The sequence below is a fragment of the Parabacteroides bouchesdurhonensis genome (assembly GCF_900186615.1).
In the GTDB taxonomy this organism is placed as follows: domain Bacteria; phylum Bacteroidota; class Bacteroidia; order Bacteroidales; family Tannerellaceae; genus Parabacteroides; species Parabacteroides bouchesdurhonensis.
This window is the reverse complement of sequence record NZ_LT896588.1, coordinates 1,076,605-1,091,017: the sequence shown is the minus strand read 5'-3', so window position 1 is coordinate 1,091,017 and position 14,413 is coordinate 1,076,605. Positions and strand designations below refer to the sequence as shown.

Here is a 14,413-nt window from a genome sequence, read left to right as displayed (position 1 = left end):
CTTTACGGTCGGAGCAGAAAGGATTTTCAAACAAATCCATACAACTGGAATGGGCAACGGATAGGTAGCAATTTTTTCGCTTAACTATTCAAAAAACGGCTTCAAAGCACGCATTTACAAATGCGGAATAATGCTGCGTATCTCCCTGAAAGCCCAATAGTTTACATTATTCTTCCTAAATCCATCCGAAATCGGGCGAGTTTAAATATCTTTGTTCGTCAATAATAAAAGCTTATGGAAGTAAAAATCGTTAATAAATCTCATCATCCGCTGCCTGCTTATGCTACTCCGCTGTCTGCAGGAATGGATATTCGCGCTAATCTGACAGAACCGGTGGAACTGAAACCTCTGGAACGTAAACTAATACCAACAGGTCTTTATATATCCCTGCCGGAAGGATATGAAGCCCAAATGCGCCCTCGCAGCGGTTTGGCTATTAAACATGGTATATCCTTGCTGAATACGCCGGGAACTATTGATGCCGATTACCGGGGAGAGATAGGTATTATCCTGGTGAATTTATCCAATGAACCTTTTGTAGTTAACGATGGAGAGCGTATCTGCCAGATGGTGATAGCCGCTCATAGCCATGTGGAATGGAAACCGGTAGAAGTATTGGATGACACTGAACGTGGAGCAGGTGGTTTTGGCCATACAGGGAAAAAGTAATGCTTTACAAAATTATATGATGTTGAAATCTTTAAAATATATTGCTCTGCTATTGCTGGCAGTTGGTTTCGTGCCTTCTATGATGGCTACGGATAATAGGAATATGCCTGCTCCGTCGACATTGAAATTGAGTGATGCCGACCGCCGTAAGTTTGATTACTTTTTCTTTGAAGGGATCAATTTGAAGAATGCCGGAGAGTTCAGCGCAGCCTATGATATGTTTAACCATTGTTTGGCAATAGATTCTACAGCTGCTCCCGTATTATATGAATTATCTTCTTTCTATGTGCAATTGGACCGTCCGGATATGGCTGTAGACATGTTAAAACGGGCAGTGGCAAATAGTTCGGATAATTATACCTATAAGATAGCGTTAGCTACGGTTTCACGTAACCTGGGCATGTTTGGCGAAGCAGCCGAAGAATATGAAGAGCTAATAAAAGAATATCCTGAAAAGGCTGAACTGTATTATTATCTGGCAGATGTCTATACCCAACAGGGCGAAATAGGGAAAGCGATAGATGCTTATGATCTATTGGAATCTATCGTTGGGATGAATGAGCCTCTTTCCATGCAGAAGTATAAGCTGTATAATCAGCTGGAGCAGGAAGATAATGCTTTTAATGAGGTGCAAAAGCTGGCGGACAAGTATCCTATGGAGTCTCGTTACCAGATTATATTGGGTGATCTCTATTTGGAGAAGAAAGAAATGGATAAGGCTTTGGCCTGTTATCAGAAGGCACATGAGATAGACCCTCTTACTCCTTACTATATTGTTTCTATGGCAAACTATTATGAGGCGACAGGTAATAAAACGGCCGCTGAAGAACAGATACATAATGCGTTGGTTAATGAGAAGTTGGATGTAGAAACTAAAGTAAGTATTCTGTCCCGTTATATTTTGAAATTACAGCAGACTAAGCAGGGAACAGATAGCGCTAACCAGCTATTCCAAACTTTACTGGAACAACACCCTGAGGACATAGAACTCAAACTTATGTATGGCGGTTTGTTGGTGGCTCAAGGTAAAAATGAAGAGGCGAAGTTTCAATTTCAACTGGTTACTGAAATGGAACCGGATAATGCGGGAGCCTGGCAGCAATTGCTAAACTTGGCATTGAAGTCACAGGATATTCCGGAAGTGATACGTATTTGTAATAAATGTATTGAGTTATTCCCCCAATCTCCTGAATATTATTTTTATTTGGGTATAGCTTATTATCAGCAGGAAAAATACCAGGAAGCTTTAAATGCGTATTATGCGGGATTGAATGTAATTCCAAAAGATAATCTTCCTCTGAAATCTGACTTCTACGGACAGATTGGTGATATTTATTACCAAATGAAGCAAATGGACCAAGCCTATAAAGCATATGATGAGGCCTTAAAATATAATGAGAATAACGTCGTTGTATTAAATAACTACAGTTATTTCCTTTCTTTGGATAAGAAGGATTTGAAAAAGGCGGAACGAATGAGCGCTTTGTGCATTAAATTAGAACCTGATAATGCGACTTATCTGGATACATATGCCTGGATCTTTTTTGTTCAGGGCAATTATACATTGGCGAAGATATATATAGAAAACGCCTTGGAAAAGGATAGGACAAACAGTTCGGAGCTGGTGGACCATTATGGGGATATCTTGTTTATGAACGGTGATAAGGAGAAGGCTGTAGAGCAATGGAAAAAAGCAAAGGAGATGGGTAAGGACTCCGAAGTGCTTGACCGTAAGATTGCCGAAGAAACTTACATTGAAGACGAGAATGCAAAATGAGAAATACAGAAAAGTTAAAGGGACTTGTTGCTTTTATAGGTATTGTGGTGTTATTTTCTTTGGGAGGTTGTAAGTCTTCCAAGAAAGTAGGGACTGTGGAAAGTGGCGGAGCAAAAGCTCATAATGAGTTTTTTGCAGCGATGCTGGAGCAGGAATTTCATTTTAATACATTGTCTGCCCGTTTAAATGTAGACCTTCGTTTACCGGATAAAGAAATGAGTTCTCGTGTGGATTTGAAAATGATAAAAGACAGTGTTTTCCAATTATCCGTACAACCTTTTCTGGGTATCGAGGTTTTTCGTATGGAACTGACTGTGGATAGTATTAAGATTTTAGACCGTATGAATAAACGGTATGTATCGGAAAACTATTCCGACCTGAAAGGACAAACTCCTATTGACTTTAATTTCTATAATTTGCAGGCTTTATTTACGAATCATCTGTTTTTACCGGGACAACAAGGTATCTCTCCGAAACAATACAACCGCTTTAAGTTGAAACAAGAAGGAGGTTCGGCAGAAATTAAGGTGAAAGATTCAATGGGGCTGCTTTATACCTTTATGGCCGATGGTGAAGAAAAATTGTTGTCAACTTATATCAGTGAACCTTCGGACAAATACGCTTTACAATGGGACTATAAGGATTTCCGTCTGACTGGAGATCAACCTTTTCCCATGTTGATGGATGTTCAGGTAATGAATGATAATCTTTCCAAAGGAGGGGTTAAAATACGCTTTTCTCGAATACAGACAGATGTCCCGTTAAATATGGATTTCTCTATACCTTCCAAGTATAAACGTATTACCTTTGCGCAAGTCTTAAAAGCGATAGGAGACAGTAGTAAATAAATGAATATGAAGTATTGTTGGATTATTCTGTTTTGGATATTTATTCTTCCTGCTTATGGACAAAAATCTCCTAAAGTGAGAGAGTTGGAGAAGCAGCGAAAGGAAGCTCTGGCTGAAATAGAAATGACTAACACACTTTTGAATGAAACAAAACAGACTGCCAAGAACTCATTAAACCGTCTTAATTTACTTACTAAACAAATACTTTCCCGAAAGAAGGTAATCAATTTATTAAATCAGGAGATTAATGCTATTGACCGCCAAATGAATGGTATGCGTCGTGAGATTGCCCAGCTGGAAAAGGAGTTGGCTACCAAACGATCTAATTATAGCAAATCCGCTCAAGGTTTATACAGACGGCATAGCTCACAGGATAAATTGTTATTTATTTTATCTGCGGATAACTTTTCTCAATCCTTACGGCGTATGCGCTATTTACGTGAATATGCAGATTGGCAAAAACGGCAGGCAGGTGAAATTATTAATAAGCAGGAGGAGATAAGCCAAAGGCAATTGGAACTGGAGAAAACGCGTTCTGAAAAGCTTGCCCTTCTTGGGGCTCGTGAAGAGGAGAGCAAGAAACTGGAAGGAGAAGAATCCATCCAAAAAAAAGAAGTCCAGCAGTTAAACAAGAAACAAAAAGAATTACAGGCTGCTTTGCGTAAGAAACAACGTCAGGCAGATGCTTTGAACCGCCAGATAGAGAAACAGATCGCGGAAGAAATAGCGCGTGCGGAAGCCGAAGCCAAAGCGGCCCGTGAGAAAGCGGCTCGTGAACGGAAAGAACAAGGAAAATCATCATCTGAGCCTGTTCGTGAGGAGAGAGTGGCAGATACGAAAGGCGGATACGCTATGACGAAAGCCGAGAAGCAACTATCCGACAACTTTGCCAATAATCGTGGACGTTTGCCATATCCGGTAACGGGAGCTCATACTATTGTAGCTACTTTTGGAGAACAGCAGCATCAGGAGCTTAAATATGTACGGACCAGTAATAGTGGTATTGATATTCAAACTTCTCCGGGAGCGGATGCCCGCGCGGTCTTTAACGGAGTGGTAACCCGCGTATTTGTCGTGCCGGGATATAATAATTCAGTAATTATACGGCATGGTAATTATCTGACTGTTTACAGCAACCTTAGTGAAGTGTATGTAAAGGCCGGAGATAAGGTTTCGACCCGTCAGGCAATAGGTCGTATCTTCACGGATACGGAAGATGGCAATACTACTATTCTCCACTTCCAGCTTTGGAAAGAAAAAACGAAACTCAATCCTGCCCCCTGGTTGGATTAACAGACGGTTCCTATGAATCCGCTCATAAAATATATGGAACGATGGACCGGTAATCCGGTTTTCCGGAATATCCTGCTCTTATTCTCAGGTACAGGTATCGCTCAGCTTATACCTGTCGTTATCCAACTTTTTTTGGCACGTATTTATACAAAAGCGGAGTTTGGAGAATTATCTGTCTTTATGTCTGTAATAGGAATTGGAGGTGTTGTAGCTACTCTTAACTACGATTATGTAGTTGTCATGTCCCGCAGGCAAGGCGAGGCACGTACCATGTTATTCCTCTCTCTCTTATCCTCTGTTGTGATAGGGATAATAAGTTTTGTTGTCTTGTTTTTATTCAGGCCATTCTTTTCCGGAATATTAGGTGTGCCGGATTATAATATATTTTGGCTGGTCCCTCCGGTGATTTTGATAATGGGATGGATAAACGGATTAACCAGTTGGTATAACCGTATGAGGGCATATAAAAAGATGGTAGCAGGACAACTTACGCAAGGGTTGTCTATTCCGGTATGGAAACTTATATTCGGTTATATAGGTATTTCTTCGGGATTGATCTGGGGAACTTTTATAGGTTATGTTATTGCCGTTGCTTATTTCGTCTACCTGTATTTGTCGGAAAACCTAAAATGTGGTTTATTCCGTAGTCTCTCATGGTCAAAAATGAAGGCGTTTGCTTGGGAATATCGCGATTTTGCCATATATGCAAGCATTGGAAATCTGTTTAATGCTTTTGCGTTGTTGGGATTGCCTTTGCTTATTACCTTCTTTTATCCGTTGGAAGTTGCAGGACTTTATTTTTTCGCTAATTCGGTCATACGGTTGCCTATCAACTTATTATCCATTGCAATAGGGAAAGTGTATAAAAAAGAAGCGAGTGAGATGTATCAGCGCCGGCCTTATGAATTATATCCGTTTACATTGCGTATCCAAAAGATGATATTGGCATTTGTTTTCCCTTTGTTGATTATCTTTTTTGTATTCGGCCCACAATTGTTTTCCTTTTTGTTCGGGGTAAAATGGGCGGAAGCGGGCGATATGGTTCGGTATTTTGCTATCTTTGTATTGTTTAACGCATTATATTCACCGATAAGTTCTATTGCTGATATATTGCGTCGGCAAAAACTAATGCTCTTCTTTAATGTTTCGCTTGTTGTAAGCCAGATATTGGTTTTTCTGTTAGGAGCCGGTTTTGAGTTTAAGTATGTATTATTAGCAACATCGGTTATAGGAGCTTTACATTATGTTTTGCTAGACTTGTACATGAAGAGCAGGATTAAAAAATATCAAGCATGAAGAAATTACTCAAAATAATCTTGGAACCTGTCTTCCGGATGTTGATACATTGGGCATACCCCCGTTTTCAACGTCAGGATGGATATGCTACTTATACACATATTTTTGTTCATTATTTCTTGATGCAGAAAATTGTCGGTATAAACAGGAGTGTGCCATGGCCTGTGCATTTCACCAGCCAGATTATTGAATGGCAAAAAATAGAGAAAGGAATCTGTTGTGATCCCGGTGACTGCAAAGGTGTTTATATCAATGCACATGGCGGATTAAAGATCGGAAATAATGTGGAAATTGCTCCGAATACGGTAATTTCTACGGTTAATCATTATAAGCGGGATTTCAGGAAGATGGGATATAAACAGGGAGTTGTTATTGGTAATAATGTGTGGATAGGTGCTAACTGTGCTATATTGGCAGGTGTTCACATCGGTGATAATGTTGTAATCGGCGCAGGTTGTACTATACGGGAAGATGTCCCATCCAATATGGTAGTAAGCCAAGCCTCAGAGAGTTTGGTTTATAAGCCCCAATCCGGTCCTCACGAATGGGACTGTACGACTGCAAAACTCATGTGATTATAATTGCAGACCATCCAATAGCCGGATATAGGTATCAATAGCCTCTCTTATTTCCATTAATTCGATATATTCATCAGCTGTGTGAGAACGTGCGGAGTTTCCCGGACCGATTTTTACCGATGGGAACGGCATCAGCGCCTGATCGCTTAAAGTAGGCGAACCGAACGGTTCTTTCCCCATTAATATCGCTCTCTGTACAAAAGGATGATCCAGTGGCGTACGTGTAGAGTTTAACCGGAAACTGCGTGCATTTACCGTACATGATACCTGTTCCTTTATCAGTTCAAACAATTTATCGTTCGGATAAAACTCGTTTGTGCGGACATCAACGGTAAATTCACACTTATCCGGAACTACATTATGTTGTGTTCCTGCATGAATAATCGTCACGCTCATTTTTACAGGCCCTAGAAAGTCGCTCTTTTCAGGAAACTGATACGTATTGAACCATTCTATGTCTTTTATCGCAAGAGTTATGGCATTGGTTCCTTCATTGCGTGCGGCATGTCCGGCCTGTCCCGTACTAACGCAATCCAGTACCATCAATCCTTTTTCTGCAACCGCAGGTTGCATGCCGGTAGGCTCACCTACGATTGCGAATGAAATAGGAGGAAGTTCCGTTAACACACTTTCCAACCCATTCTTTCCCGACACTTCTTCTTCACACGAAGCAAGGAATATCAGGTTATACGATTGTTCTTTCCGGCTTAATACTTTAAATGCGGCATAAAGAGATACCACACTCGCCCCGGCATCATTGCTTCCCAGTCCGTAAAGTTTATCATCTTCACTGACTTCCGGAGTAAAAGGCTCTTTTGTCCATCCCGATGCAGGTTTTACCGTGTCGATATGAGAGTTAAGCAGCAGTGTAGGCTTATCCAGATCGAAATTATTCGATACAATCCACAGGTTGTTCCCTTTACGCTTTACCTTGTAGCCGTCCGTCTGCCATGTTTGTTGCAAAAAATCGGCAACAGCTGTCTCTTCCCTGCTAAAAGAAGGACGTGAAATCATTCCTTTTAAAGTATCAAATGCGTCGTAATACATTTTGCTTATAAATGATCTGTTAATAATTCCTTTACGGTAATCCGATCTATTTCCAGTTGTTCTTTGAGGGCTTCCAGAGAATCAAACTTCTCGTCACCCCGTACAAAGTAGAGAAAAGATACGGTAATTTCATCATTATATATGTTTCCTGAGAAATTAAAAATATTTACTTCCAATGTTATATTGTTTCCGTTATTCAGTGTAGGACGATTTCCGATATATAGCATCCCGTCATACCGCATTCCTTTCAGACTGACATGAACAGCATATACGCCGATACCGGGAAAAACTTTAAACGGTTCGTCTATCTGTATGTTGGCTGTGGGAAAGCCAAGAGTCCGTCCTACTTTATATCCGCTTACGATATGTCCTTTTATCTGATAGGGATAAGTAAGCAACCTGTTTGCCTCTTCTATTTTCCCGCATTGAAGTAAACGGCGTATTTCAGAAGAACTTACAGTTGTGTGCCCATCATCATAGGAAGATGCTTCTATGATTTCCATATTACATTGCGCACCATAAGTAACATATTGTTCAAAACCATCCCGGCGGTCGTGCCCAAACCGGTGATCATACCCTATCAGCAATACCTTTACGTTCAGTTGTTGTGACAGAATTGTCTGAATAAATTCGGAAGCGGAAAGACGGGATAATTCAATTGTAAAATCCAGCACAATGCAATAATCTACTCCGGTTGTCTCCAGTTGTTCCAGTTTCTCCTCAAAAGAATTAAGTAGTTTCGGTTGGTAATCGGCGTGAAGTACGGCTCTCGGGTGTTCTGGAAAGGTGATAACGGCTGAAGGTAATGCTTTTTTTTTCGCCACCCGTTTCATTTCCTCTATCAAAAAACGATGTCCCCTGTGTACACCGTCAAAAAAGCCTATAGTCGCAACCAGCTCCTTCCTTTTCAGTTCGTTTAAATCTCTGATAACAATCATTCGTTTGTTACATTATGATTACAATTGAAGGCAAACTTACAAAAATGTTAGTATAGTTGAGGGAGGTTTTGAATAAAACTTTACCAAACACTTTCTCTCGTGCGCTGTTATAACTAAAAAGCGAGATAGGGTATTATGGATATATGCAGATTAGAAGATTACAAACAACTAATATCATCCTATGATTCTTGCTTTGGGGAACTTTTCCCGGAGCTGGGTTTCAGTTATGATGACGATACCTTTACGATAAAAGGCATTAGCCGAAGATATGAAGATATATCCGGAGTAGATTTGAATATGGATTATTTTTTTATAGGCATACATAAAGAATATACTATTCTCCTTCCCATTTCAGAATCCGGCAGATACCGAATCAAAGAAGAGATAAAAGAATTATTGAATTAGTAGCATTATAATGCAACCTTCTTTCACGGCGTTACGTCTTTTAAAATAAACAAACTTAAATAGTAAAATTATGAAGACAGGTGTTTTTTACGCATTAATACTGGCTTTTGCGATAGCTAGTGCAGCATGTGCAAGTAACCGTGAGAATGGGAATGGTAAAATCATTACTAAATCGATATCCGTGAATGATTACAAGAGTATTACCATTGGTAAAGGAATAGAGCATAATGAAAAAGCTTTTCGCTCTAATAACAGTAAGCGTTCCCCTCGTTTTGAGTATAAACAAGTAAAGGGAAATGCCTTTTTAGAGATAACGATTGATGAAAATCTGTTGCCATTACTGGATATTCAATCTTCCGGTTCCAAGCTGCTCATTGAAACAAAAGACGGATACCATATTAACCCCTCCGAGTTGATGATAAAAGGCACATCCCGCGACTTGAACTATCTATCGTCAACGAGTATTATGGATTTCTATATTTATGACTCTTTCACTACAGATCAATTACAGATTAATATTTCCGGTGCCGGTGATATTAAGATAAAAGACCGCGCTGATATAAAATCATTCAAAGTAGATCTAAGTGGAGCCGGCGATATAGAAGTAAAGAATCTTATTTGCGATACCTTTGACGGTCTTATTCGTGGGGCTGGCGATTTGGATCTGAAAGGTAAGGCAGAGAGAGCGACTTATTATGTATCGGGAGCCGGTGATGTAAATGCATATGAGTTTGCGGTGAAAGATTTAGCCTGTAAAGTAAGTGGCGCCGGCGACCTGAAAGTATATGCAACCGAATATCTGGATGCAACCGTATCCGGTACCGGAGATATACACTATAAAGGCAATCCACAAACAAAAACGAAAGTATCCGGTTTCGGAGATATTGAGAAAGTAAAATAAACGGGCTGGAGTTATGTTTACTTTGGTTATCTGTGATTAGCGGACAATGTATGCCTAATACCTAAACTGTAATAATACAATGAAGCAGAACAAATCTGTTCTGCTTCATGTTTACGTGTGTATTTTATAAAACAGGCTCTATTCGGAATGAATAACTATAGTTGTGGTTACTTTCTATTTCGTATTTTGGACGAGGGCCCGGACCACAACTGCCGTTTCCTATCCCGCGCTGGATACAGTCAAGATTCAAGACTGTTTCGGCACGGCGTATCTTATTTAAATCGTGTGCATATTTGATGCTTCGTAGATCGGAGTCGGTATAATGCAACGCGCTTACATTCAAATGGTCCAGAGAGGTTATCCGAATGCCCGGCGTTGTATCGCCCTTCAATACCATCCAGCGAATATCATCACGATTGCCCATAGATTGCGGGCGGATGTAGGCTTCTTCCATTCCGGTAACCGTGTTACGGTAGATTCCCAACCCAGCAGCATTTTTACGATCCCTGTAATTCTCTATCGGACCACGTCCGTACCATTCAAGTTGCTCCAAAGCGGGATTTAACTTCATCTGTAATCCTAAACGAGGTAAACTGAATTTCTCGCCGGTAGGGAATGAGGCGTTGACCTCCACCGTACCATCTGCATAGATGGTATAGGTTACATTGTATGGCTGTATTACCTGCTCTTTTCCTATACCTATCACCGCTTCCATACGGGTGGTTACAATAGCGCTTCGGAAATCGTCCGAAAGTTTCCAACTAATCTCTTTTTTATGGATGTCGGTAGGCTGATAATTACGGCTGTCATTACTGATGGAGCGATACCAGTTAAAAACAGGGCCGCCATCTTTGTAAAGCATGTCTACACCGTGGTAGCCAAGTGCGGTTACTTGACCGTTGCCGGTATCAAAAGAGAAATAGAAACCCGGCGTACGAAAGGTTACAGTCTCATTATCGGTTTCAACCGTTAGTTTCTCTTTAAAGTCATTGCCAACGGGGGGAACAGGTTTACGGTCTGTTAAAATGAATTGTTCGGAGGCTACTTCGTGACCTGCATCCGCCCAGATGCAACTGTTGTTGAGAGTGACAGACAAATTGAGGGCATATTCACCATCTGAACCATTGTATGGATCATAAGGAAGAGTAACCGTGGTATGTTGCATGGGCTTTACATCACTCAGTGGCAGGTTGCCTTGCTTTACAGTTTGTCCGTCTTTTAGCAGTTGCCAGTTGAGGGTGAAATTGTTCAGATTGGTGAAGTCATAGCGATTCTCAATTCCTATTTTGCCGTTTGGAAGGTCTTCGGGCTTGAACCGGATGTACTGGTACACTTTTTTTACCTCCGCCAGTTTGGGAGTAGGGCGGCGGTCGGACGTGATAATGCCGTTGCAGCAGAAATCGTTGTCGTTAGGATGATCGTTGAATCCTCCTCCGTAGTAGTAGCGGTCGGGTGCTTCGCCGTATTTATTCAGCCCCTGGTCTACCCAGTCCCAGATGCAACCACCTATCATGCGTTGAGAGTGATTTTCGATGTAATCCCAGTATTCTTCAAGATTCCCGATGGCATTGCCCATAGCATGTGCATATTCGCAAAGGAAATAAGGCTTGTCACGAGGCTGCATATCCTGCTTTATCATGTCTTCGATGGATGGGTACATACGTGAATCCATATCCGCAACGTCATTTTTGCCCTCATAATGGATAGGACGTGAATCTAAAGCACGGGCTGCCTGATATACTTTATCAAAATTACTTCCTCCACCGGATTCGTTGCCCATCGACCAGAAGATTACAGACGGATGATTCTTGTCTCTCTCCACCATACGTACCATACGGTCTATAAAAGCGGGACACCACGATTCCTTTGTGCTGATACCCATGTTTCCATGGCATTCGATGTCGGCTTCATCCATTACATATAATCCGTAATAATCATATAAGGCATACATTTTGGGATCATTGGGATAATGACTGGTTCGCACAGTATTCAAATTATTTCTTTTAAACAGAAGGATGTCTTCTATCATAGATTCAACAGGTATTGCTTTTCCATATTCGGGATGGGTATCGTGACGATTGGCTCCTTTAAAGAAAACTTGCTTATTGTTAATATACACACGGTTGTTTTTTATCTCTATTTTACGGAAACCGAACTGGCTGTGCATAGCTTGCAGTGTCTGACCTTTTTTATCTTTCAACTCCAATATGGCAGTGTATAAATTAGGCGTTTCGGCAGTCCACAGGACCGGCTTTTGTACAATGGAAGAACTGTTGTTCACCGCTTCCTGATTCTTTGCGATATTGCCAAGGTCTTGGCGGATAGAGGTTACCTCGATACCTTCCGGGTTAAGGAGTGTTACCTGTACGGAAGAGGCATCGGCGGCAGTTCCATAGTTACGTACGTTGGTACGTACATTAAAAGTAGCCTGACTGAGGTTATCACCATCGAAAGTAGCGGTTAGATAATAGTCACGCAGGCGTAATTTGGGAGTAGCAAAGAGATACACGTCTCTATGAATGCCGCTGAGGCGGAACATGTCCTGATCTTCCAGATAGCTACCGTCGCTCCAGCGGTATACTTCCACTGCAAGCGTGTTTGTTCCCGGTTTAACATACTGGGTGATGTTAAATTCTGCATCGTTATTAGCTCCCTGGCTGTATCCTACCTTTTTACCATTCACCCAAATGTACATGGCGCTATATACACCGTCGAAATGGAGAAAAATCTCCTGGCCTTTCCAGGTGGCGGGGAGGGTAAAGTCGCGGCGATAGGAGCCTACGGGGTTAGGTTCCGTTTCATTGGTATATCCCTTTTGCGATTGTATGAACGGAGGATTATTACGGAAAGGGTAAGTGATGTTTGTGTAGATCGGAGTACCGTAACCCTGCATTTCCCAGTTGGATGGGACGGTTATTTCATCCCATGTGGAGACGTCATAGCCGGGTTTGTAGAAATTAACAGGACGATCAGCAGGTTGCTTTACCCAATTGAATTTCCAACGACCGTTGAGCAGTAGATAACTGGCTGAGTTGTTGCGTATCCACGGCTTGCGGAAACTGGCATCGGATGTCAGAGCATCGCGGGAAGGGAAAGAGATGGCGGTAGCATGTCCGGGTTCTTTATTGACGGCAAAAACGGTTTCGTTCTCCCAGTCGTATTCGCTATGAGTGCGTAGCATTTCTTGTGTAACTTTTAGGTTTGACTTGCGGAGAGTCCATATCTGATTGGGTTTGCCTTCGGCGGCAGTTACCTGACATACAGGTTCACCTGGCAGACCGCTGTCTGGAAATCCGAGATTCATCCCGCTGGTTTTGCAGGTAAAAGTATACTTGCCGTCACCCGTAGGAGTTATTTTCCATTGTTGGTTGGGATTGCCCGCATCGGTAGCCCACTGGATCACTTTGGCGGGGTCGCCTGCAGGTGCATTATCGTTGTCAATACTCATTCCTCCGGTGGGGCTGGAGATCAGATAGTATCCGTCACCTGCCGGAGTGATGGACCATACCTGTGAGATGCGGTTGGCAATGGGTTTGGCAATAAAAATGTTGGCGCTGGTTTCCATACTGCCTTGGTTGTCTAACACCAGATTGTTACTGCTCACAATTTCATAGAGTGCTTTGGGGTCTATTTGTTGTGCTAAGCTGTAGGTTGCGGCCGGACCGCAAGTAAACAGTGTAAAGACAAGTAGCATTACAGTTCTGTAATAGTTTTTCATGTTGTGATAATTATGTTTATAGATCAAGTTGTCTACAAAGATAAAAAATTACCTGTTATGGCTTAATTTTTTGCTATTTTTGTAACGGATACGCCCTCGGGTGCGTCTATATGATATAGAATTAATTCTAAATACCGGATATATGAAAGTAAAAGCAGGATTGTTGGCAGTGTTGGTAATGTGCCTATCGGCTAATTGCATGGCAGCGGACAGAGTAAAAGGGGATGGAAATCTGACGACGAAGAAAATCTCAGTGGACGATTATAATGAAGTGCGGATAAACGGCGTGATAGATTTTAACTATGAACAGGCGGAAAAAACACCGACTGTAGAAGTGACGGTAGACCAGAATCTGCATCCGTATGTGAATATAGAAGTGAAGGACAGGGTGCTGATAATTGGCTTCAAGGGCGCTAAGGTAGATCACTTTACGAAATTTGTGGTGAAGACCAGTTCTAAGTGGCTTCGTACGGTAAAAGTATCCGGTAATGGCAATTTTATTCTGAATACACCACTGACGGGAGATGAGCTTACCGTTAAGGCGAATGCTAATAGTCTTGTGCAACTGAAACATTTGGTAACCGTAGGTCGATTGGATTTGGATGTATCGGGCAGTGCTAATATGGTAGCCGATGACATTAAGGTAAACCTTGTGCAGTGTAATGTGGATGGCTCCGGGTCGGTTACGTTAAAGGCCGGAACGGCGAAAGAAGGAAGGTATAGCATTGTAAGCAGTGGTGATATCCATGCTTTCGGGGTAGCCGTTCCCGATCTTACCTGTAAGATTACCGGCAACGGACTTGCGGAAGTGCATGCTACGGATAACCTGAAAGCGAATGTGATTGGTAAAGGAAATATCCGTTATAAAGGACCTACTGCCGTACAGCAAAAGGTATTGGGCAAGGGCTCGGTGGAAGAAGTAAAGTAACAAATTATAAATCAG

At 41.7% G+C, this 14,413-nt stretch carries 12 protein-coding genes; 9 read left to right on the top strand and 3 right to left on the bottom strand.

All coding sequences use genetic code 11. The features are described 5' to 3' along the window. Positions 1-234: 234 nt before the first annotated feature. Genes dut through C1721_RS04640 form a run of 6 tightly spaced genes read left to right on the top strand, consistent with a single transcriptional unit; the run spans position 235 to position 6,458 of the window. Positions 235-669 carry a dUTP diphosphatase gene (gene dut, locus C1721_RS04665; protein WP_102407369.1) on the top strand — a complete coding sequence of 145 codons (435 nt, stop codon included), beginning with the start codon at positions 235-237 and terminating at the stop codon, positions 667-669. A gap of 19 nt (positions 670-688) precedes the next feature. Continuing rightward, a complete protein-coding gene (locus C1721_RS04660; RefSeq protein WP_102409240.1) occupies positions 689-2,446 on the top strand; it encodes a tetratricopeptide repeat protein in 1,758 nt (585 codons plus the stop codon). After that, on the top strand, positions 2,443-3,294 hold the full coding sequence (gene lolB1 / locus C1721_RS04655; protein ID WP_102407368.1) for a lipoprotein insertase outer membrane protein LolB1: 852 nt from the start codon (positions 2,443-2,445) through the stop codon (positions 3,292-3,294). The genes C1721_RS04660 and lolB1 overlap by 4 nt, the downstream gene beginning before the upstream one ends. A 6-nt stretch (positions 3,295-3,300) precedes the next feature. Next, positions 3,301-4,587 carry a murein hydrolase activator EnvC family protein gene (locus C1721_RS04650; protein ID WP_102409239.1) on the top strand — a complete coding sequence of 429 codons (1,287 nt, stop codon included), beginning with the start codon at positions 3,301-3,303 and terminating at the stop codon, positions 4,585-4,587. 33 nt (positions 4,588-4,620) lie between these two features. Next, on the top strand, positions 4,621-5,883 hold the full coding sequence (locus tag C1721_RS04645; protein WP_159063532.1) for an oligosaccharide flippase family protein: 1,263 nt from the start codon (positions 4,621-4,623) through the stop codon (positions 5,881-5,883). Next, positions 5,880-6,458 carry an acyltransferase gene (locus C1721_RS04640; protein WP_102407366.1) on the top strand — a complete coding sequence of 193 codons (579 nt, stop codon included), beginning with the start codon at positions 5,880-5,882 and terminating at the stop codon, positions 6,456-6,458. Before C1721_RS04645 ends, C1721_RS04640 begins: the two co-directional genes overlap by 4 nt. On the opposite strand, the gene C1721_RS04635 is transcribed toward C1721_RS04640, so the two are convergent. Beyond that, positions 6,459-7,508, bottom strand: coding sequence for a M20 family metallo-hydrolase (locus tag C1721_RS04635; RefSeq protein WP_102407365.1), 1,050 nt, complete (start codon positions 7,506-7,508; stop codon positions 6,459-6,461). It lies immediately after the preceding gene. A gap of 5 nt (positions 7,509-7,513) precedes the next feature. Continuing rightward, the gene (ribF, locus tag C1721_RS04630) at positions 7,514-8,446 is read right to left on the bottom strand and encodes a riboflavin biosynthesis protein RibF (RefSeq protein WP_102407364.1); all 933 of its coding nucleotides are present in this window, start codon (positions 8,444-8,446) and stop codon (positions 7,514-7,516) included. Between the two features lie 135 nt (positions 8,447-8,581). Between ribF and C1721_RS04625 the strand changes: the two genes are divergently transcribed. Beyond that, positions 8,582-8,851, top strand: a complete 270-nt coding sequence (locus C1721_RS04625) for a hypothetical protein (protein ID WP_102407363.1) — start codon at positions 8,582-8,584, stop codon at positions 8,849-8,851. 70 nt (positions 8,852-8,921) lie between these two features. Then, entirely contained in the window at positions 8,922-9,752 is an 831-nt protein-coding gene (locus C1721_RS04620) for a head GIN domain-containing protein (RefSeq protein ID WP_102407362.1), read from the top strand. A 124-nt stretch (positions 9,753-9,876) separates the two neighbouring features. Here the strand turns inward: C1721_RS04620 and C1721_RS04615 are convergent, their stop codons facing one another. After that, positions 9,877-13,446: a glycoside hydrolase family 2 TIM barrel-domain containing protein gene (locus C1721_RS04615; protein ID WP_102409238.1), complete on the bottom strand. Its 3,570-nt coding sequence runs from the start codon at positions 13,444-13,446 to the stop codon at positions 9,877-9,879. Between the two features lie 166 nt (positions 13,447-13,612). On the opposite strand from C1721_RS04615, the gene C1721_RS04610 reads away from it, so the two are divergent. Beyond that, the gene (locus tag C1721_RS04610) at positions 13,613-14,398 is read left to right on the top strand and encodes a GIN domain-containing protein (protein ID WP_102409237.1); all 786 of its coding nucleotides are present in this window, start codon (positions 13,613-13,615) and stop codon (positions 14,396-14,398) included. Positions 14,399-14,413: the final 15 nt, after the last annotated feature.

Coding starts and splice junctions, on each gene's coding strand:
- C1721_RS04610 (WP_102409237.1), top strand. CDS start 13,613: ATGAAAGTAAAAGCAGGATTGTTGGCAGTGTTGGTAATGTGCCTATCG.
- ribF (WP_102407364.1), bottom strand. CDS start 8,446: ATGATTGTTATCAGAGATTTAAACGAACTGAAAAGGAAGGAGCTGGTT.
- C1721_RS04625 (WP_102407363.1), top strand. CDS start 8,582: ATGGATATATGCAGATTAGAAGATTACAAACAACTAATATCATCCTAT.
- dut (WP_102407369.1), top strand. CDS start 235: ATGGAAGTAAAAATCGTTAATAAATCTCATCATCCGCTGCCTGCTTAT.
- lolB1 (WP_102407368.1), top strand. CDS start 2,443: ATGAGAAATACAGAAAAGTTAAAGGGACTTGTTGCTTTTATAGGTATT.
- C1721_RS04635 (WP_102407365.1), bottom strand. CDS start 7,508: ATGTATTACGACGCATTTGATACTTTAAAAGGAATGATTTCACGTCCT.
- C1721_RS04650 (WP_102409239.1), top strand. CDS start 3,301: ATGAAGTATTGTTGGATTATTCTGTTTTGGATATTTATTCTTCCTGCT.
- C1721_RS04660 (WP_102409240.1), top strand. CDS start 689: ATGTTGAAATCTTTAAAATATATTGCTCTGCTATTGCTGGCAGTTGGT.
- C1721_RS04615 (WP_102409238.1), bottom strand. CDS start 13,446: ATGCTACTTGTCTTTACACTGTTTACTTGCGGTCCGGCCGCAACCTAC.
- C1721_RS04640 (WP_102407366.1), top strand. CDS start 5,880: ATGAAGAAATTACTCAAAATAATCTTGGAACCTGTCTTCCGGATGTTG.
- C1721_RS04620 (WP_102407362.1), top strand. CDS start 8,922: ATGAAGACAGGTGTTTTTTACGCATTAATACTGGCTTTTGCGATAGCT.
- C1721_RS04645 (WP_159063532.1), top strand. CDS start 4,621: ATGGAACGATGGACCGGTAATCCGGTTTTCCGGAATATCCTGCTCTTA.